The following is an 18519-nucleotide window of genomic DNA, read 5'->3' on the forward strand; positions in this document are numbered from 1 at the left end:
AGGGCGGCCGCACCCTTCGCGCTGAAGGGTGCGGCCGCCCCGTGCCGGGTCCGCCTCAGCGCGTGACGCGCACGCTGCGGACGGCCTGGGTGGCGGTCACGAAGGGGCTGCCGGCGTAGGTCACGCGGAGCTGCTTCGTGCCGACCCGCGTCGACCGGGGCACGCGGAGCCGGACGGTGGCCACGCCGTCCCTCACGACCGCGGTCACGGGCCGCACCCGTACGCCGGCCAGGGCCACCGTGACCTTGCCGGTGGGGGAGAGGCCGGACGCGGAGACCCGCGCCCGGACCGTCAGGTAGCTGCCTGTGCGGACCTTCGTCGGCGCGGACACCGTGAGATGGCCGCGCGCCTTGACCACGCTCACCCGCACGCTGGTCGAGGACGGCGCGAACTCCGGCGTCCCGGCGTAGCTGACGGTCAGGTCGTGCGTCCCGGGCGGGAGCGAGCGCCGCGCGATCGGCAGCTTGGCCTTCCCGTCCTCGTCGATCCCGGCGGTGACCTTCCGGCCCCCGGCCGTGGTCGACACGGTGCCCTCGTCGGCCCCCGACACGGCGACCCGCAGCCAGCCGACCTGGCCGTAGACCATGGTCACCGGTGCGACCGAGACGGCCGTCTCCACCGGCTGCGGGGCCTCGACGGGTGCGAAGCTCCAGGTCTCGACGTCGAAGAGCTGGCCCGCGTCCTCGCCGGAGTAGCGGAAGAACAGGTCGTGCGTGCCGGTCAGTGCGCCCTCGGCCAGCGGGAGGTCGAGGTCCGTCCAGGTGGAGCCGTCGCCGGCCGGGACGGTGATGCTGCCCACCACCGCGTCGGCCTGCGCGGGGTCGGGACTCGTGCTGACCGTGATCGTGCCTCCGGCCTTCGGGAGCACCCGGGCGGTCAGCCCGGCTGCTCCGTCGCCGAAGTCCACGCCCGCGAGGGACGTCCAGTCGCCGTCGTCGATGCTGGTGAGCTTCGGCGTCGGCGTCTGGCCTTCCCAGGTGCTCGTGCCGACGTACCCCTGCCGCGTGCCGGCCTGCCAGGCGATGGTCTCTGCCGACACCGGTCCCTCGTAGGGGTCGAAGGCGGCCTTCTGGCCCGGCCCGGCGTAGGTCCCGGTCACCGGCGCGATGGTGCCGTCCGCGCCCATGTCGACCTTGTCGATGTGGGCGTTGCGGTAGCCGGCGGAGGCGCCGTCCTCGATCGCCACGTCCAGGGTCTGGGCGTGGTAGGTGAGATACCAGCTGCCCTGGAAGTCGAAGAACGCGTGGTGGTTGTTGCCGCCCGTCCCGGCGCCGAAGAACTGCGCCTGGTTGGCGAACGCGAGCTTCGGCTCCGACCACGGACCGAGCGGGCTGTCCGATTCCATGACGACGATGTCGCCACGGCCGAAGTCGACGCCCGAGAGGGTGTGGGAGAAGTTGGTGCAGTACGTGTAGTAGTACGTGTCGCCCACCTTGTGGATCCCGGAGTCCTCGAAGACCCCCGGCGCGTCGATCATCTGGACCTCGTCGACCTGCCCGTCGTCGTTGTCGTCGGCGAGGCTGACCATGTCGTCGCCCAGCTTGGCCATCCGCGCGGTGTTCGGGTGGTTGGCCTCCCCGGTCGGGACGCCGCCGCCGAAGTAGATGTAGGCCTCACCGTCGTCGTCGACGAGCACGGCGGGGTCGAACAGCCAGACGACGTCGTTCGCCTCCGGGTCGGAGTTGTCGTTCACCCCCGGCGTGTCGAAGCCGATCAGGGACCGGTTCAACGGCGAGGTGAAGGGGCCCAGCGGCGACTCGCCCTGGAGGACCCAGATCCCGCCGGCGCTGTTGGCGAAGTAGAGGAAGAACTCGTCGTCGCCATCGCCGTCGACGTCCTTGGCCGCGGCGGCCGGTGCCCACGAGTTGCCGGGACGGTTGGCCGCGGCTCGCGTGATGCCGTCCGCACCGGCGGCGTTGATCGGACCGTGGTTCGTCCAGTTCACCAGGTCGGCGCTGGACCACACGTTGATCTCGTTGATCCGGCCGTAGTTGTTGGACTCCCCGTTCTCGACGTGGTCGACCCACTCCTGGGTGTCGTTCGTCGTGTAGACGTAGACGCGCCCGTCGTGCTCCATGGCCCAGGGGTCGGCCCCGAAGTTCTGGGTCACGAGCGGGTTCCCGCGCCGGCTCGCCGCATCCGTGCCCGGAGTCTTCGCGAAGGCGCCGAAGCTGCCCGGCGCGGTGTTGTCGTTGCGCTCCAGCGGGTCGGGCGGGGGCGGCGGGACCTCGCGCTCGCCGTACACGGAGATGTCGTCGACGAAGAAGATGTCCGGCACGGTGGCGGGGCCGACCGACTGGATCGACACCTTCGCCGTCGAGAGGTCGAGGCCGGTGGTCGGGACCGTGAAGGAGCCGGAGACGTGGCCGAACGTGGTCGTCGCCGTGGACGAGCCCTTCTCGACGGCCGACTGGGCCATGACCCGGGAGGAGCCGCCCGCGTCGCTCAGCACGACGGCGAAGTCGGTGGAGGCGTCACCGAGGTCGCGGTAGTGCACCCACGCGGAGACGTCGTACGTCGTACCGGCGATGAGTCCTTCGATCGCCCGGGACGCCCCGTCGGTGTGGGCCGTGCGGCCGTTGACCTTGAGCGACATGGCGCCGCCGTGCCGGGTGGAGTAGCCCAGGCTCAGGGTCGCGGACCCGACGGCCGTCCATCCGGCGGTGCCTGCCTCGATGTCACCGTTGGTGACCAGCTCCGCCGGCGCGGTGTCGAGGGCGGCGCCCGCGCGGACGGCCTCGTCCGCCCGGGCGCCCTGCGGCGCGGCGACTGCCATGGCGAGCGAGCAGCCCACCGCGAGCGCGGCGAGCGACGCGGTCGCCCGCCTGCTTCGTGTTCGGTTCATCGTTCCTCTTCTGGGGACGGGGATGCGTCGAGCCGGGACGGCAGGACCGTTCCGGGGGCGCGCGGCATCGCCCGAGGGCGTGTGCGTCGGAGCTCGTGGGGTGCCGGCGCCCCGGACGCGTCGGCGACGGGCGGGCCGATGGGGATCCGGGAGCGGTGTGACGCCCGTCACCACAGATTGTTAGCGCTAACATCCGGGCCGGTCAAGGACGGGTCTCACGGATCGCGGCGTCGGTGTGAGCGTGCGCATGGCTGGTCTGGCATCGTCGGCGCATGGAGCCCGTGGAGGAGCACTTCCTGGACGTCGTACGACGGCTGCCGGTCCCGCCCGAGCCGAGCGCGACGTCGACGCCCCTCGACGGGGACCTGCTGGCGCTCTTCCGCGCGCAGGCGACCAGCCGCCTCCTCGACCTCGCGGCGCGCGAGCTGCAGCGCGCGGGAGCCGGCTACTACACGATCGGGTCGGCCGGCCACGAGTCGAATGCCGCGCTCGGCATGCTCTCCGGCCCCGGCGACCCGGCGCTGCTCCACTACCGCTCGGGCGCCTTCTACGCGGCCCGTGCGCTCGCGTCGGGCACGGTCGACCCGGTGCGGGAGACCCTTCGTGGCCTGACCTGCTCGGCGCTGGACCCCGCGTCGGGCGGTCGGCACAAGGTGATCGGCCACCCCGACCTCGGCATCGTCCCCCAGACCTCGACCATCGCCTCGCACCTGCCACGTGCCGTGGGCCTCGGCTTCGCGCTCGGGCTCGCCGCTGCCTCGGGCCGGGAGACCGGCTGGGCCGAGGACGCCGTCGTCGTGGCCAGCTTCGGGGACGCCTCGCTCAACCACTCGACGGCCGCCGGTGCCCTCAACGCGGCCGCCTATCTCGCGCACCGGCACAAGGACTGCCCGGTGCTCCTCGTCTGCGAGGACAACGGACTCGGCATCAGCACCCCGTCGCCGCGCGGCTGGGTGGGCGCGGCGCTGCAGTCGGTGCCCGGGGTGCCGTACTTCGAGGTCGACGGGGACGCCCCGATCGCCCTCCTCGGTGTCGCGCGCCACGCACTCGCGCAGGTGCGGGAGACGCGTCGCCCCGCGATCCTGCACCTGCACACGGTGCGCTTCCTCGGCCACGCCGGCTCCGACGTCGAGATCGCCTACCGGTCGCCGCGCGCGATCGCCGCGGACCTGGAGCGCGACCCGCTGCTCGCGACCGCCCGGTTGCTCGTCGAGCGGGGCGTCCGCACGCCGTCCCACCTCCTCGACGAGTACGACGCCCTCCGCGCCGATGTCGCGAGCCGCACGGTCGAGGTGCGGGCCGAGGAGCCGCTCCGGACCCGGTCCCAGGTCATCGCGCCGCTGGCGCTCCCCGAGCGGCGCCCGGTGGTGCACCGCCCGGCGGCCGCGCCGGGCGGGATCACCCTCGCGCAGGCGATCAACCAGACCCTCGCCGCCGAGCTCGCCGCGGACCCCGGCGTCCTCGTCCTCGGGGAGGACGTGGGCGCGAAGGGCGGTGTCTACGGGGTGACCCGCGGCCTGGCGGCGACCTTCGGCGCGGGCCGCGTCTTCGACACCCTCCTGGACGAGCAGACGGTGCTCGGCACCGCCCTCGGCGCGGCGCTCGCCGGCTACACGCCCGTGCCGGAGATCCAGTACCTCGCCTACCTGCACAACGCCGAGGACCAGCTGCGCGGCGAGGCCGCGTCGCTGCGCTTCTTCTCCGCCGGGCAGCACGACAACGGCATGGTGGTGCGGATCGCGGGCCTGGCCTACCAGAAGGGCTTCGGCGGCCACTTCCACAACGACAACTCCGTGGCGGTGCTGCGCGACATCCCGGGGCTGGTGCTCGCGGTGCCGAGCCATCCCGCGCTGGCTCCCGCCCTCCTGCGCGGCTGCCTCGAGCTGGCGCGCGAGGGGCGGGTCGTGGTGTTCCTCGAGCCGATCGCCCGCTACCACACGCGTGACCTCGTGGACGGCGACGAGGAGTGGCTCGCCGGCTTCGAGCCGTCGGGCACCGTCGGGCTGGGCGACGTCGCCGTCCACGGCAGCGGCACCGACCTGCTGCTGGTCACCTTCGGCAACGGCGTCCACCTCGGGCGGACGGCCGCGCTGGCGCTGGAGGCCGAGGGCATCGCCACCACCGTGCTCGACCTGGTCTGGCTGGCGCCGCTGCCGGTCGAGGCCCTGGTCGCTGCCGCGCGCGGTGCCGGCGCGGTCCTCGTCGTCGACGAGACCCGTGCGTCCGGCGGTGTCAGCGAGGGGGTCGTCACGGCGCTCGTCGATGCCGGCGTCGACGTACCGCTGGCGCGGGTGACGAGCGCCGACAGCTACGTGCCGCTCGGTCCGGCGGCGGCGACGGTGCTGCTCCAGGTCGACGAGGTCGTCGAGGCGGGACGGCGTCTGGCGACCTCGGGGTCGGCTCAGGGCTGATCCCGATGGTCGCCACACCCGTGACTCCCTAGCGTCGACGGCAAGCGCCGGAACCGCCGGCCGAAGCTCGAGGGGCCGCCATGAAGGCGCTGGTGCAGGACATCTACGGCACGTCCGACGTGCTCCGGCTCGAGGACGTGGCGGACCCGGTGCCCGGTGAGGACGAAGTGCTCGTGCGGATCGCCGCGGCATCGGTCAACGCGGCCGACTGGCACATCATGCGCGGGGAGCCGCGGGTCGCGCGGCTGATGGACCGCACGATCTTCGGGCGCCGGGGACCGCGCCAACCGATCCGCGGGCGTGACCTCGCAGGCACGATCGAGGCCGTCGGCCCCGGCGTGGTGGGCTGGAAGGTCGGTGACGAGGTGCTGGGGGAGGACGAGGCGACCCTGGCCGAGTACGCCGCCGTTCCCGCCGCGAGCCTGGCGCGCAGACCGGCGGGCCTGAGCGTCGAGGAGGCCGCGGCGCTCCCGCTCGCCGCGGTCACCGCCGACCTGTGCCTGACGGCCGGCGCCGTCCGGGCCGGCCAGCGGGTGCTCGTGGTCGGGGCCTCGGGCGGGGTGGGCACGTTCGCCGTCCAGCTCGCGGTGGCGTCGGGCGCCACCGTCACCGGCGTCTGCAGCACCCGCAACGTCGAGCTGGTGACCTCGCTCGGCGCGAGTGCGGTCGTCGACTACACCGAGCAGGACTTCACCCGCACCGGGGCGTCGTACGACGTGGTGGTCGATCTCGTCGGCAACCGGCGGTTGCGCGACCTGCGCCGGGTCGTGGCGAAGGGCGGCACCCTCGTGCTCTCCGGCGGCGGCAATCCCGGTGAGGGCCGCATCCTCGGCCCGGTCGGGCTGATGGCGAAGGGCGGCCTCTTCGGCCGGCTGCTCGGGCTGCGCGTGCAGATCCCGCTCGCTAAGCCGGACGCCGCGCGGCTGGGCGAGCTCGCGGTGATGGCGGCGGCGGGCGAGCTGCGTCCCGTCATCGAGCGGACCTTCCCCCTCGCCGACGCCGCCGCGGCGATCCGGCACCTGGAGGTCGAGCACGCGCGCGGCAAGGTCGTCGTCACGGTCTGAGCGGACGGGAATACCGGCCCGGGTGCACCCGTTGTGCCCGTCAGCTGGTTCGACCCAAGCCCCCGGGCCTCACCTTTCGCCGCCACGAGCGGCCGTCCGCCGAGAGGCGGCTGGCGGACCAGTGAGCAGCACCGCACAGCCACCCGCCGGGTAAGCCCCGGTCAGGGTGGCTGTGCGCGTTGTGCGGGCGTAGCGTTGGTCGGGCGCCCTGCGCCGGCGCCCTGCAGCCGGCGCGCGACCGGATCGGGGTGATCGAGGTGCGCACCATCGCGGCGATCTGCGTCGGGAGCCTCCTCGCGCTGCTCGTCGGCTGCGGGTCGGACGAGCCGTCCCGGCCGGGCGCGACGCCACCGCCCGACCTGCCGCGCTCGGACGAGGCCAGCACGCTCGACCCGTCGACCTTCACCGCCGACGTGACCAATCGCTGGTACCCGTTGGCACCGGGCACCCGGTGGACCTACCGCGAGACGACCGAGGAGGGCGAGCAGCAGCAGGTGGTCGTCACCGCGACGACGATCACCCGCCGGATCGCCAACGGCGTCACGGCACGGGTCGTCCGCGACACGGTGAGCCTCGCGGGTGAGGTCGTCGAGGACACCCTCGACTGGTACGCGCAGGACGAGGACGGCACCGTCTGGTACCTCGGTGAGGACACCGCGGAGTTCGAGGACGGCGAGGTCAGCAGCCGCGAGGGCTCCTTCGAGGCCGGCGTCGACGGCGCGGAGGCCGGCATCATCATGCCGGCGGCGCCTGCGGTCGGCATGGACTACCGGCAGGAGTACTACGAGGGCGAGGCCGAGGACCACGGCGAGGTGATCGCGGTCGGGCAGGCGGTGCAGGTCCCGGCGGGGAAGTACGACGACCTCCTCCAGACCGCCGACACCACGCCGCTCGAGCCCGACGTCCTCGAGCACAAGTACTACGCCTCCGGGGTGGGGCTCGTCCTGACGGTGGACAAGGAGGCCGGTGGTCGCGAGGAACTCCTGTCGGTCACACGGGTCTCGATGGCAGAGGCACGCCGTGCGGGCTCCGCCGCGCTGGGCCAGCCGTACTGACGCGCGGCATTGTCGGTCCCGTCCACCCCGGTGTCCGCTCCTCGTGGACTACTCAATTTTGGGGGGCGCGCGATACCGCATTCGAGGGTTCACTTCGGCCGTGGCCCGGAGTAACAATCGGGACAGCACCAGCGTCATCTCGGGCGGAAGCCAAGGGGGGCACCGGGATGATCCGCGTCAGGCTGTTCGGTCCGACATCCGTCGAGGTCGATGGTGAGCCGACGGGGGCCCTGCGGGGCCGGCCGCGGCAGATCCTCGAGATCCTGGCCAGCGCCGCCGGAGCCCCGGTGGCCAAGGAGAGACTCTCCGACCTCGTCTGGAACGGCGATCCGCCGGCGTCCCACCTCGGCACCCTCGAGAGCTACATCTGCAACCTGCGCCACTGCCTCGGGGTCCGCAGCGGGCGAGGCTCCGTGCTGGCCACGGCGGCGGGCGGCTACCAGCTCGCGGGGCCCTCGCTGCGGGTGGACCTCACCGAGGTCCGCGAGCACATCGAGGCGTCGATGGGGCCGGCCGACATCGCGGTGGACCGGGCGCTCGCTGCGGTCCGGCTCACGACGGGCGACCTGCTCGAGAGCGAGCCCTACGCGGGCTGGGCGGAACGGATGCGGGAGGTGTTCGCGCGCGAAGCGGTGACGGCGTACGTGCGCACGGCGGGACTGGCCAACGCGACCCGGCGCTTCGACTGCGCGAGCGTCCTGGCGCGCGAGGCGGTGCGCCTCGACCGGCTCTGCGAGGTCGCGTGGCAGCAGCTGGTCCGGTCGTACTGGCTGGCGGGCCGGCACGGCGAGGCGTTGCGCGCGTACGCCGACCTGCGCGCCCTGATGCTCGAGGAGCTCGGCGACGAGCCGGGACCGGAGAGTCGCGACCTCTATCTCGCGGTGCTCCAGGACTCGTCGGACCAGGGTGATCGGCGGCGGCTCGCCGGTCGCGAGCTGCAGACCCTGCTGGTCCTGCTGCGCCAGTCGCTCGCCGCGACCCCGGGCGCGGTCCTGCCCGCGCTCGACTCGGCGTTGTCCGCGGCCGCGGTTCGAGTGATCGCGACCCAGCCGTGAGCGCGCGCGACGGGAGCCTGCCGGGCGACGGGCAGGACCGGGACGCGAAGGCGGTGCGGTCGTGACGGTCCAGACGGAGGTCCGGCCGGCGGGACCGGTCGAGAAGATGCGGATCGTGGTCGTCGACGACCACCGGATGTTCGCCCAGCTGCTGGCGATCACGCTGGGCGACCAGCCCGACATGGAGTGCGTCGGGATCGCCAACGACGTCGCGACCGCGCTCAGCATGGTGACGGCGCTCCGGCCCGACCTCGTGCTGATGGACGCCCGCCTCCAGGACGGCGACGGGGTCGCCGCGACGGCCGAGCTGGTCGCCACCAACCCCGGCCTGCGCGTGGCCGTGCTCAGCGGCTTCATCGACACCGCCCTGATGCGCCGGGCGGCGGAGGCGGGCGCCTGCGCCCTGCACCCGAAGGACGGTGACCTGGAGGAGATCCTCAGCGCCGTACGCCGGGCGCGTGCGGGCACCTTCGTCGTCCAGCCGCAGCTGCTGCGCAGCCTCGTCGCACAGTCGCGCGACGCCCAGCCGCTGCACCCGCCGCTGACGGAGCGCGAGCACGCCGTCCTGCAGTTCCTGGCGGCCGGCCTGGATGCCTCGGTCATCGCCCGCGAGCTGGGCATCTCCGTCAACACCTGCCGTGGCTACGTGAAGACCCTGTTGACCAAGCTGGGTGCGCACTCCCAGCTCGAAGCGGTCGTGTTCGCCCTGCGAACGGGCCTCGTCGGCGTCGGTGATGTCGCGCCGTGAGCGGAGACAGGCACCCGTCGGTGGTCTCGGGCGGCGAGCGCTCGTCGAGTTCGTGCTCTGTGCGCTGCTGTCGGCCACCGCTGTCAGCGTCGCCACCCTGCTGGTGGCGCAGACCATGTCCGAGCGGATCGCCATCCGTGACGCCCAGGCGCGCGGGGAGGCGTTCACCAACGGTGTCGCGGCGCCGCTGGTCACCATGGGGGTCCGTGACGGCGACCCGGAGGCGATCGCCGACTTCGACCGGGTGATGCAGAACCGGCTCACCGCCGGAGCGATCGTGCACATGAAGCTGTGGGCCACCGACGGCACGGTGCTGTGGTCCGACGAGACCGGCTTGATCGGCCACACCTACGAGCTCGAGGAGTCGGTCCGCCGGCAGGCCGGGACCTCGTTCGCGCACGCGGAGCTCTCCAGCCTCGACGAGCCGGAGAACGAGCTGGAGAACGAGCTCGACCCGGACACCGGACAGCTCCTCGAGGTGTACGTCGGCACGCGGGACGCCGACGGGAGGCCGATGATCTTCGAGACCTACTGGTCGGCCGACCGGATCCACAGCGACGAGCGCCGGGTGTTCTGGACCCTGGCACCGCTGTCGCTGGGGTCGATGGGCCTGCTGCTGCTCCTGCTGCTGCCCCTCGCGTTCAACCTCGCGCGCAACACCAGCCAGCACGTGCGTGAGCGCAACCGCGTCCTCAAGCACGCCCTGGTCGCGGTGGACCTCGAACGCGCCCGGATCGCCCAGCTGCTCCACGACGGCGTGATCCAGGACCTCGCCGGCGTCGGCTACGCCCTGCCCTCCGCCGCATCGCGGCTCGAGCACGAGCCGGGCCTGGCGGACGCGCGCGAGATCATCGACCACGCCACCGACCTGGTCCGACGCGACCTGGTCGCGCTCCGTACCCTCCTCGTCGACATCTACCCGCCCTCCCTGGGCAGGGGCGAGCTGGCGACCGCGATCGAGGAGCTCGCCGCCACGGCCGAGCGGTCGGGCCTCGAGGTGACGGTGGCGGTCCACACCGACCGGCCGCTGGACGAGACGAGCAACCGGCTCGCCTACCGGATCGTGCGCGAGGGCCTGCTCAACGTCGTCAAGCACGCGGCCGCGACCCGGGCCAGCGTCGACGTGTGGGCGTCGGGCACGACGGTCGAGGTCGCGGTGCGCGACGACGGCCCGGCGCCGGCCGCGGTCACGGTCACGGACCCCCGGTCCGGGCACCTGGGGCTGCGCCTGCTGATCGACGCGGTCGCGGACCACGGCGGCGAGCTCACGATCGGGCCGGCCGTCGACGGCGGGACCCTGCTGCGCGGTTCGTTTCCCGTGCAGGAGCAGCGCTGACCGCGGCTCCAAGGAATACGCAGGCTGCGCCACCGAGACTGGACGCAGAGCGGCCAACGGGAGGCTCGGGCGGGAGGACGACATGATCCGGGTAGTGCTCGCGGACGACCACGACCTCGTCCGGCTCGGCATCACGGCGGTGCTGAGCGAGCAACCGGACATCTCCGTCTGCGGCGTCGCAGCGACCGGGGAGGACGCGGTCGCCCAGGCCCAGGAGCAGTCTCCGGACGTCGTGCTGCTCGACCTCACGATGCCCGGGGCGGGCGGCCTCGCGGCCGCGGCCGAGATCGTGGCCGCCGACCATGCGGTCCGGGCGCTGATCCTCACCGGCCACACCGACCCGGAGCTGATCCGGGCGGCGTTCGCGGCCGGTGCGACCGGCTACGTGTTCAAGGACGCGGACGTCGGCCAGCTGGTCGAGGCGGTCCGGGCCGTGCACCGCGGTGAGGTGTGGTTGAGCCCGGAGGCGGCCGGCGCACTGGCGGGCGAGCTCAGGGACCGGACCCGGCGGTCGACCCGCCGTGGGCATGGCCTTCGGCGCCGAGCACCGCGGGAGCAGCTCCCCAGGCCGTGAGGACGACGGCCGCCCACACCGCGGTCGTCGCGACCGCCAGGCCGCGCCGGCTGGGGCCGACCTCCGACCACCGGCGTGGCTGGACCCGCTCGCCCCCCGTGAGGCGGAGGGCGACGGCCGCCGCGGCGACGGACATCAGCTCGAGCAGTCCACACGCCGTGTCGGGGACCCCGACCGGCTCGGGCACCCGGAAGTCGTCGGGCCCGATGGGTGTGCCGAGGGTGCGCGACAGCAACCACACGGCGACGGTGAGCAGGCCGGTCGCGACCACCAGGACCGCCGCTCGGCTGCTCCACGCGTAGACGGCGAGCAGGGCCAGCACCAGCTCGGCGAGCTGGATGCCGAGGAAGAAGAAGCCCGCCGGCACCCATTCGCCGAAGTGCTCGCCCGCGACGGTCCCGTGGATGATCGCGCTCCCGGTCAGGCTGCTCGCGACGACCGCGCGTGCGACGAGCTGGACATCGGCGACGTACGACGCACGGCCGGCCGCGCGGACAGGGGACAGCACTCTGGCCATGTCCCCACGATGGCGCGCGGACCTTGTGAATTGCTGGGGCGGTCCCAAGGTCTCCACAAGGTCGCGCCGCGACGCTGGGCACATGAGCCGGATGCATCGACACCGCCGTTCCCGGACCTCGTTCGCCCCGCGGCGCCTCGGCCCGCAGCGGGTGGTGGCGGGCCTGTTCTGGCCGGCCTTCGCCGGAACCGCGGCCAGCGCGGTCTGCGTCGTGTGCGCGGCCCCGGCCGGCGCGCCGCGGTCGGTGCCCGACCGCGCCCCGGCGACCGCGGTGCCGGCCTCCACGGTCCGCGCGGTCTCCGGAGGACCCGGGTACGACGCGCCGTTCGTCGTCGACGGGAGCCCTGCCCGCGGCGACCGCACCATGGTCCTGCTGTGGCGCGCGTACGCCGGCGCGGTCGAGGGTGCGCCCACCGACTGCCACCTGCCGCTCTCGCTCCTCGCAGCGATCGGCCAGGTCGAGTCGGGCTCGCTGTCCGGTCGCACCCTGGACGCGGCGCATCGCGTGGTGCCCGCCGTCCTCGGCCCCGTGCTGGACGGGCACGGCTATGCCGCCGTCGCGGACACCGACCACGGAGACCTCGACGGGAACTCGCGGTGGGACCGCGCGGTCGGACCGATGCAGTTCCTGCCCGGCACGTGGGCCCGCCACGGGCGTGACGGTGACGGGGACGGCCGGCTCGACCCCCAGGACATCGAGGACGCCGCGGCCACCGCCGCGGCGTACCTGTGCAGGCACGAGCGCGACCTCGCCGACCGAGGCCAGCTGGCGGCCGCGCTCCTGGAGTACGGCAACGCCCGGTCCTACGTGCACCTGGTCCTGAGCTGGCAGGCGAACATCGACGCCCAGCTCGGCTCGACCCTCGTCGTCACCCCGCTGCCTCCGGTGCCGGTCGGGTTCCCCCTGCCCGCCGCGACCCCTGCACGGACCCGGCACCCCGCGACGCGGAACCCGGCAGTGCGGCACGCCGCCCATGCCGTCGTGCACGTGCTGGCCGACGCCTCGTCGCCCGCCGCCGCCCCGGCACACCCGGCGGACGCGCCCGGCGACGTCCCGTGGGACGTCGAGCCGACCACCGAGAACCCGGTCGACGCACCCGGCGCATGCCCGGTCCCGGCCGCCGAGCCCCCGACGGCCGAGCCCGGTGCGGTGCCTGCGGGACAGCCCGCCGAGGAGCCCGCCGAGGAGCCCGCTGAAGGGCCCGTGGACGAGCCCGGCGGTGAGGCCACCCCGGAGCCCTCGTCCTGCCTCCCGGCGGGGGAGCCCGTCGAGGAGCCAGCCGAGGAGCCGGCGGAGGAGGTCACCGAGGAACCGGCCGACGGACCAGCCGGCGAGCCGGCCGACGACCCGGTGCCCGGCTCGGCTCCGGACGCGAGCTGACGGACCGGCCCCCAACCGGTCCGTCCGCCCCCCGGGCCTGTCTGTGCCCGCGGCCTGTCATGCCTCACGTCCTGCCGTCCTGCCCGGTCGAGGTGCCGGTGGTGGGGGGGGGGGGGGGGGAGAGAGGTAGCCACCACCGGCGTGGGCGGCCCGTCCTCAGACGACGGGCCGCCCCCTCGTCAACAGGTGGTGGCGTCGACCCGCCGGACCGAGCAGCTGTCCGCAGGTAGGACGTGCTGCACACCCCAGGCACCAACTGCGGTGAACGGTCGCCGGGCGTCGCCGTACACGTAGTCGCCGGGTTCGCCACCACCTGCGCCCCCGACCACGTCGAGGTCGAAGGTCTCCCACGCACCGAGCCCCTGGGCGGACATCCAGTTGGAGTACCGGATGGTCCGGTCCTGCGGCCAGTACAGGCCGCCCAGGGTGAAGACGTGGCTGTTCTCGCTGCCGGGCGCCAGGAGGACGTGCACCGTCGTCGGCTCGCCCGCATAGGCGGTCAGCGTCGGGACGTCGCCGGCGCCGGCGAAGGCACCGGGTCCGTCGCCCGCGGGCGCGGCCCGGTAGCCCAGGAGCGTCCGTCCGGCATCGGCGTCCGTCGGGTACGGCATCTGGTCGCGCCCGATCGCGATGTCGTCGTCGGCCAGGGTCACCGTGAAGTCGCGGTAGTTCGGGTGCGCCTGGCCCGGAGCCCGGACCAGCACCTGGCTGCCCAGGTCCTTCAGCGCGCCCGTCACCGGGTCGCGGAAGATCGTCGGCTGGCCGGCGACCGTGGACGCGGGTGCGACCACCACGGCGCCGTACAGGCCGTTCTTGAGGCTGGTCGCGTTGGCGAGGTCGCCGATCGCGGCGCTCCCGATCCGGTCGGTGGGCACGTAGTAGCGGTAGGTGCGGGTGCCACCGGGGGCGACGTCCTGCTCGGGCGCGAACCCGACGTCCACGCCGCCCGACCCGGCCTCGCGGTCGAGCTTGCCCATGCCGAAGCCGACCGGCGTCAGCAGCCGGTTGCGCAGCGTGACCGTGACGCACTCGCCCGCGACGACGTGCATGACCAGCGGCTCGGGCTGCTTGGTGCGCTGGATGATCGCGTTGACGTCGACGGTCGGGACGTACGCCGTCCGCGACCCGTTGTAGACGTTGGACCGGTCGACGGCGGTCAGGTCGAAGGACCGGGCCGGTGCGCCCGCGGGACACGGGTTGCCCGGTGGCGCGTCGGGTGGCGCGCCGCCCGTGCTCGTCGGCTCCGTGTACGACGCCGTCGGGCTCGTCACGCCGGGCAGCGGCTGGAGCCCCGGGACCAGCCCGGGCAGGACCCGGACGATGCCCCAGGCACCCTGCTGGGTGCGGGCCTCCATGCCGTTGGCGTAGAGGTAGTCGCCGGCCCGCAGCCGCATCGCGTCCGGCTTCCCGTTGAGGACCAGCGTGAACCGCTCGCTGATCCCGCCGTGGATCGCATCGATGAGGGTCCCGTTCGGCTGCCCGTCGGCGCTCTGCCGTGGCTCGAGCAGCGTCCGTGCGCCCAGGAAGTGGAGCGTGTCCAGGGTGGGGGAGACGCTGATCGTGCGGACGACGAGTGGGTCGTCGGGGTACAGCCTCGGCAACGGGGTGAGCGGGTCGCCGTACGTCCAGGAGCTGAACTGGTGGGCCTTGTCGGGCCGGTCGGCCAGCGGGTTGGCGCGAAGGTTCAGCGTCGAGAAGGCGCTCTGGTCGTTGTCGTTGATGGTCCACAGCGCGAGCTCGCGGAAGCTGCCGTCGACCAGGCCGGGGGCCAGCGGGTTCGTCGTGTGGATGTCGACGAGCGTGCCGGAGTCGACGGGCTTCCCGGTGACCGGGTCGGTCCAGGTCGAGCCCTTCGGCTCGACGATGATCTGGCCGACGAGGCCGTGGCCCCAGCCGTGGATGCCGTCGACGTGGTCGTGCCAGAAGACGTTGTCGACCAGGGCGTCGGGGTACCACCTGCTCTGCAGGAACTCCGTGCCGGCGTACTCGCCGGCGGCGTGCGCGGAGGCCAGGCCGGTGGTCAGGCTGACGGTCCGCGTGCTCGTGTTGACCGAGCGGACCTGCCTGATCTCGATGCCCTCCGTGCCCTGACCGATCGCGATCCACTTCGTCGCCGCCTTGCCGTTGGCGTCGACGCCGGACAGCCCTGCGACCGAGGTGAGCGGGATGCTGGTCGCGCCCTTGAGGACGTTGCGGGCCAGCGTCGGCTCGACCTGCGTGTAGGGCCGCACGCTGTGCTCGTAGGCGAAGCCGGCGCTGACGCCGTCGGAGCCCTGGATGTCGAACTGCACGTGGTGGATGTGCATCGAGACCTTGGAGAAGCCGTCGAAGGTCGCGGCGTCGGGCACCTCGCTGTTGAGGGTGAGCGCGACGCAGTCGCCCTGGTTCGCGCGGATCGCCAGGGGCTCACCGCCGTCAGGTGAGGCCAGCAGCGCCTTCTTGTCCTTGGCCAGGACGAACACCTTGCCGTCCGGGTCGACCTCCGTCGGCGTGCGCCGGATCGGCTTGGCCACGGCGACCACGTTGTAGGTGCGGGTGGTCCGCCCGGCCGGGCACAGGCCGTCCTTCCTGCGGGCCCACGGATCGGTCCCCAGAGCGCCGGCGGGGGCGGCGTCGGCGTTGCCGCCGAGGTACGGCGCACCCGTGTGCCCGTTGCCCGTGAACGGTGGTCTGCCCCCGATGTGCGTGCGCAGCAGGGGGTACGCCGGCCGGCCGTTCAGCGGGTTGAACAGGATCGTCGGCCGCCCGCCGACCACGTGGCCCTGGTCGACGAGGAGCAGGTTGGGCTGGCCAGGGACGACCTTCGGCGACTCGACGAAGTCGGTCGGGTCGGCCGGTGCCCCGAGGTAGACCGGGGCGGCCGAGGTACCGGCGACCTTCCAGTCCATGACGGTCGCGTCCTGGTTGTCCGCCGGGATGCCCGACGGGGGCAGCTGCGGCCGGATCCACGCGTCGAGGTTGTTCCTGGTGATCTTCGTGCCGCCGAACGTGCGTCCGATCAGGCCGGAGGAGTCGACGGCCGTCGGCGGCGCCGGGCGGTCGCCGAGGGGAACGAGGTCGGGCTGCAGGGTGTCGAAGACCCGCCACAGCGCCCACATGCCCGAGACGTAGTGCTTGGCGATGTGGCAGTGGTAGAGGAAGTCGCCGGCGGACTGCTGCACGCCGCCGGCGCCGCCCTCGAGCTCGAGGTTGTAGGACTCGCCGGGGCCGACCGACTGCGAGTCGAGCCGCTGCGACGGCGACAGGGCGGTGGCGGGATCCTTCCGCAGGCCCGTGTCCGCGTAGTAGTACGACGGGTCGGAGACCGGGTTGAAGCGCCAGCGGTCACCGCCGCCGTGCAGGTGGAAGATGTGGAACTTCTCCGCCCCGGCGTGCATCAGCCGGATCTTGGTCGGGTCGGCCAGGTAGCCGCGCATCATCGGCGTCGACGGCTCGCCGAAGGTGTAGGAGCTGTAGGCGTGGCTCTTCTCCCGGGGGAAGGCCAGCAGCCGGTTGCGGAAGGACTCGCTGCGGTAGTTGAACGCGAAGCTGCCCGGCCGGTAGGAGCCGGTCGTCCTGTCGACGAGGGGCACGGGGGTGCCGTCCTTCGCCGTCAGCTGCTCGTTGTCGTTGCCGATCTCGTGGTGCAGGATCGCCGCCTCGCGGAAGGCGCAGGTCGGCTGGGGACTGTCCATCTGGCACGGGACGTCCACCCCGCCGGGCTTGATGATCGCCTCCCACCCCGAGGCCAGGCGTTGCCCCGCGACGCTGGTGTTCCAGTACGTCGAGCCGGGCGGCTCGACCACCAGCGACCCGAACAGGCCGTGGTCGACCGCCGCGCGCATGCCCGGGCCGGGGTGGATGTGGTGGCCGCCCTCTGCGCGACGGTCGTCCGGCACGGCGAACCGGTAGGTCACCGTGTCACCGGGGTCCGCCGCGGACGACGGGTTGCCGCCGACCTGGTCGCCCGAGGAGCTCACCGCGAACTTCAGCCCGTCGATGTGCATGCCGACCGCTCCGCGCGAGGCGTGGTTGGTGAAGGTGATCGCCACGCAGTCGCCCTCGTTGGCCCGGATCACCAGCGGCTGGATCGGGTCGTCGCGCAGCCCGATGGAGACCTGCTGGCTCTGCTCCTGCTGCCGGATCGCGGGGATCGCGTCCGTCAGGGCGTACATCACGCCGTCGGGGTCGTGGTCGCCGAACCGGTTGACCGGGATGTCGACGTCGATGGCGGTGACGTCGAAGGAGGTGTCCGTGGGCCCGCCGGCGAGGCAGTCCGGGGCGGCGCTCGCTGCCGGTGCCACGCTGGTGAGGGCGCAGGTCGTCAGCAGGGTGACGGCACCGGTGGCCAGGGCCAGTCCGGCCCGGACCCGCCGGGGCGAGAGCGCCCCGGCTGCCCGTCGTACCTGCTGGACGAGGGCGAGGAGCGGCAGCAGCACCACCAACCCCGTTGCGGCGTCCGCCAGGAGCGTCGCCGGACCGACGTCGCCGCCGGCCGAGGACGCGTGCAGCTGGGCGCCGGCCGCGACGGCCAGAGCCGCGGCCGGCGCGGTCAGGAGGAGCTCGGTGCGGCCGCCACGGGCCCGCGTCGCCGCGAGCAGCACCACGACCGCGGTCACGGTCGGCACCAGCGCGAAGCCGACCATCGCGCCGAGCTGGAGCAGGAACCCGCCCGGGCCGGCGCCGTGCTCGACATGTCTCGCCGGCTCGAGGAGCGCGAGCCAGGCCGAGCCGGTCACGCAGCAGAGCAGGCCGGCCAGCAGGTCGGCGGCGATCGTGGCACCGGTGCGGGTGACGGTGGTGCGGGGAGCTGACTGACGGGACATGGCTGGCCTCCTGGTGCGTCAGTGGTGGTGCTCGTCGTCGCCCGGAGTGGGCGCGGTGCGTCCCGAGGAGCCCGGGACGGCGGGGATGGCGACCGAGTGGTCCGAGGTGGCGGTGCCGAGGGACAGCCGGGCGTCGGTGCGCGGTACGACGAAGCTCACCGAGCCCTCGACCATCGCGTGGGGGGTGAGCGTGCCGGTGCCGAGCGAGCCGCTCGCCGGCACGATCGGCTTCGTCGAGCCGGCGGCGAACGCCCGCAGCTGCGACGGGTCGTAGGCGGCGGCACGGTCGCCCGCCGAGACCCGCAGCCACACCTGGACCATCATCTGGTCCGCGGTGACCCAGCCCGAGATGTCGTGGCCCATGCCGCCCATGAGGTCGGTGCCGGCGACGCCGACCACCTCCTCCGCGGCGACCACCTCGACCCGGGCGTCGCCCAGCTTCAGCGTGGGTGGCGCCTCGTGGCCGTGCGGGGACGCGGCGTGGTGGGCAGGGTCCAGGAGCGACAGGGCCCGCTGGCCGCCGTACACGGTGGCCGCGCAGAGCAGCACCACGAGCAGCAGGGTCCACCTGGTCGTCTCGCCGACGGGTGCGGGTCGCCGCACGGTCGTGTGCATGCTCCGATCGTTCTCCGCCGCCCTTGCACGGATCTTGGAGGACGGCCCCGTCAGGGAGCGCACGGATGCCCGTGGCCGTCGGCCACGGGCATCCGCTCCAAGGGGTGGTCGGT

At 73.5% G+C, this 18519-nt stretch carries 12 protein-coding genes; 8 read left to right on the forward strand and 4 right to left on the reverse strand.

Annotated elements, in window-relative coordinates; genetic code table 11:
* Positions 1 to 55: 55 nt before the first annotated feature.
* Positions 56 to 2845: a family 43 glycosylhydrolase gene (locus tag BJ993_RS18475; protein ID WP_179650448.1), complete on the reverse strand. Its 2790-nt coding sequence runs from the start codon at positions 2843 to 2845 to the stop codon at positions 56 to 58.
* Between the two features lie 272 nt (positions 2846 to 3117).
* Here BJ993_RS18475 and BJ993_RS18480 point away from each other — a divergent pair, with 272 nt between their 5' ends.
* The 7 genes from BJ993_RS18480 to BJ993_RS18510 all read left to right on the forward strand — a co-directional run bounded on the left by BJ993_RS18480 (position 3118) and on the right by BJ993_RS18510 (position 11088).
* Entirely contained in the window at positions 3118 to 5256 is a 2139-nt protein-coding gene (locus BJ993_RS18480; RefSeq protein WP_179650449.1) for a thiamine pyrophosphate-dependent enzyme, read from the forward strand.
* A gap of 80 nt (positions 5257 to 5336) precedes the next feature.
* A complete protein-coding gene (locus BJ993_RS18485) occupies positions 5337 to 6320 on the forward strand; it encodes an NAD(P)-dependent alcohol dehydrogenase (protein WP_179650450.1) in 984 nt (327 codons plus the stop codon).
* A gap of 257 nt (positions 6321 to 6577) precedes the next feature.
* Positions 6578 to 7375, forward strand: a complete 798-nt coding sequence (locus tag BJ993_RS18490; protein WP_179650451.1) for a hypothetical protein — start codon at positions 6578 to 6580, stop codon at positions 7373 to 7375.
* Between the two features lie 167 nt (positions 7376 to 7542).
* Positions 7543 to 8430 (forward strand): AfsR/SARP family transcriptional regulator, encoded by an 888-nt coding sequence (locus BJ993_RS18495; protein WP_036541899.1) that lies wholly within the window; start codon positions 7543 to 7545, stop codon positions 8428 to 8430.
* 61 nt (positions 8431 to 8491) lie between these two features.
* Positions 8492 to 9178 carry a response regulator gene (locus BJ993_RS18500; protein WP_179650452.1) on the forward strand — a complete coding sequence of 229 codons (687 nt, stop codon included), beginning with the start codon at positions 8492 to 8494 and terminating at the stop codon, positions 9176 to 9178.
* Positions 9165 to 10514, forward strand: coding sequence for a sensor histidine kinase (locus tag BJ993_RS18505; protein WP_179650453.1), 1350 nt, complete (start codon positions 9165 to 9167; stop codon positions 10512 to 10514). The genes BJ993_RS18500 and BJ993_RS18505 overlap by 14 nt, the downstream gene beginning before the upstream one ends.
* Positions 10515 to 10596: 82 nt before the next feature.
* The gene (locus tag BJ993_RS18510) at positions 10597 to 11088 is read left to right on the forward strand and encodes a response regulator (RefSeq protein WP_179650455.1); all 492 of its coding nucleotides are present in this window, start codon (positions 10597 to 10599) and stop codon (positions 11086 to 11088) included.
* Here BJ993_RS18510 and BJ993_RS18515 read toward each other — a convergent pair.
* Complete coding sequence (locus BJ993_RS18515; RefSeq protein ID WP_179650457.1) at positions 11006 to 11605, reverse strand: hypothetical protein; 600 nt, start codon at positions 11603 to 11605, stop codon at positions 11006 to 11008. The two genes, BJ993_RS18510 and BJ993_RS18515, sit on opposite strands and share 83 nt — an antisense overlap.
* A gap of 82 nt (positions 11606 to 11687) precedes the next feature.
* On the opposite strand from BJ993_RS18515, the gene BJ993_RS18520 reads away from it, so the two are divergent.
* Complete coding sequence (locus tag BJ993_RS18520) at positions 11688 to 12986, forward strand: lytic murein transglycosylase (protein WP_306457129.1); 1299 nt, start codon at positions 11688 to 11690, stop codon at positions 12984 to 12986.
* Between the two features lie 179 nt (positions 12987 to 13165).
* On the opposite strand, the gene BJ993_RS18525 is transcribed toward BJ993_RS18520, so the two are convergent.
* Both BJ993_RS18525 and BJ993_RS18530 read right to left on the reverse strand, forming a co-directional pair.
* Positions 13166 to 17791, reverse strand: a complete 4626-nt coding sequence (locus tag BJ993_RS18525) for a multicopper oxidase domain-containing protein (RefSeq protein ID WP_179650459.1) — start codon at positions 17789 to 17791, stop codon at positions 13166 to 13168.
* Between the two features lie 18 nt (positions 17792 to 17809).
* Complete coding sequence (locus tag BJ993_RS18530; RefSeq protein WP_179650461.1) at positions 17810 to 18406, reverse strand: hypothetical protein; 597 nt, start codon at positions 18404 to 18406, stop codon at positions 17810 to 17812.
* Between the last annotated feature and the right edge of the window lie 113 nt (positions 18407 to 18519).

Source organism: Nocardioides aromaticivorans, from assembly GCF_013408525.1.
GTDB lineage: Bacteria > Actinomycetota > Actinomycetes > Propionibacteriales > Nocardioidaceae > Nocardioides > Nocardioides aromaticivorans.

Bases quoted from the DNA above. Each gene is read 5' to 3' on its own strand.
- BJ993_RS18495 (WP_036541899.1), top strand. From the start codon at position 7,543: ATGATCCGCGTCAGGCTGTTCGGTCCGACATCCGTCGAGGTCGATGGT.
- BJ993_RS18515 (WP_179650457.1), bottom strand. From the start codon at position 11,605: ATGGCCAGAGTGCTGTCCCCTGTCCGCGCGGCCGGCCGTGCGTCGTAC.
- BJ993_RS18485 (WP_179650450.1), top strand. From the start codon at position 5,337: ATGAAGGCGCTGGTGCAGGACATCTACGGCACGTCCGACGTGCTCCGG.
- BJ993_RS18475 (WP_179650448.1), bottom strand. From the start codon at position 2,845: ATGAACCGAACACGAAGCAGGCGGGCGACCGCGTCGCTCGCCGCGCTC.
- BJ993_RS18510 (WP_179650455.1), top strand. From the start codon at position 10,597: ATGATCCGGGTAGTGCTCGCGGACGACCACGACCTCGTCCGGCTCGGC.
- BJ993_RS18525 (WP_179650459.1), bottom strand. From the start codon at position 17,791: ATGTCCCGTCAGTCAGCTCCCCGCACCACCGTCACCCGCACCGGTGCC.
- BJ993_RS18505 (WP_179650453.1), top strand. From the start codon at position 9,165: ATGTCGCGCCGTGAGCGGAGACAGGCACCCGTCGGTGGTCTCGGGCGG.
- BJ993_RS18520 (WP_306457129.1), top strand. From the start codon at position 11,688: ATGAGCCGGATGCATCGACACCGCCGTTCCCGGACCTCGTTCGCCCCG.
- BJ993_RS18530 (WP_179650461.1), bottom strand. From the start codon at position 18,406: ATGCACACGACCGTGCGGCGACCCGCACCCGTCGGCGAGACGACCAGG.
- BJ993_RS18480 (WP_179650449.1), top strand. From the start codon at position 3,118: ATGGAGCCCGTGGAGGAGCACTTCCTGGACGTCGTACGACGGCTGCCG.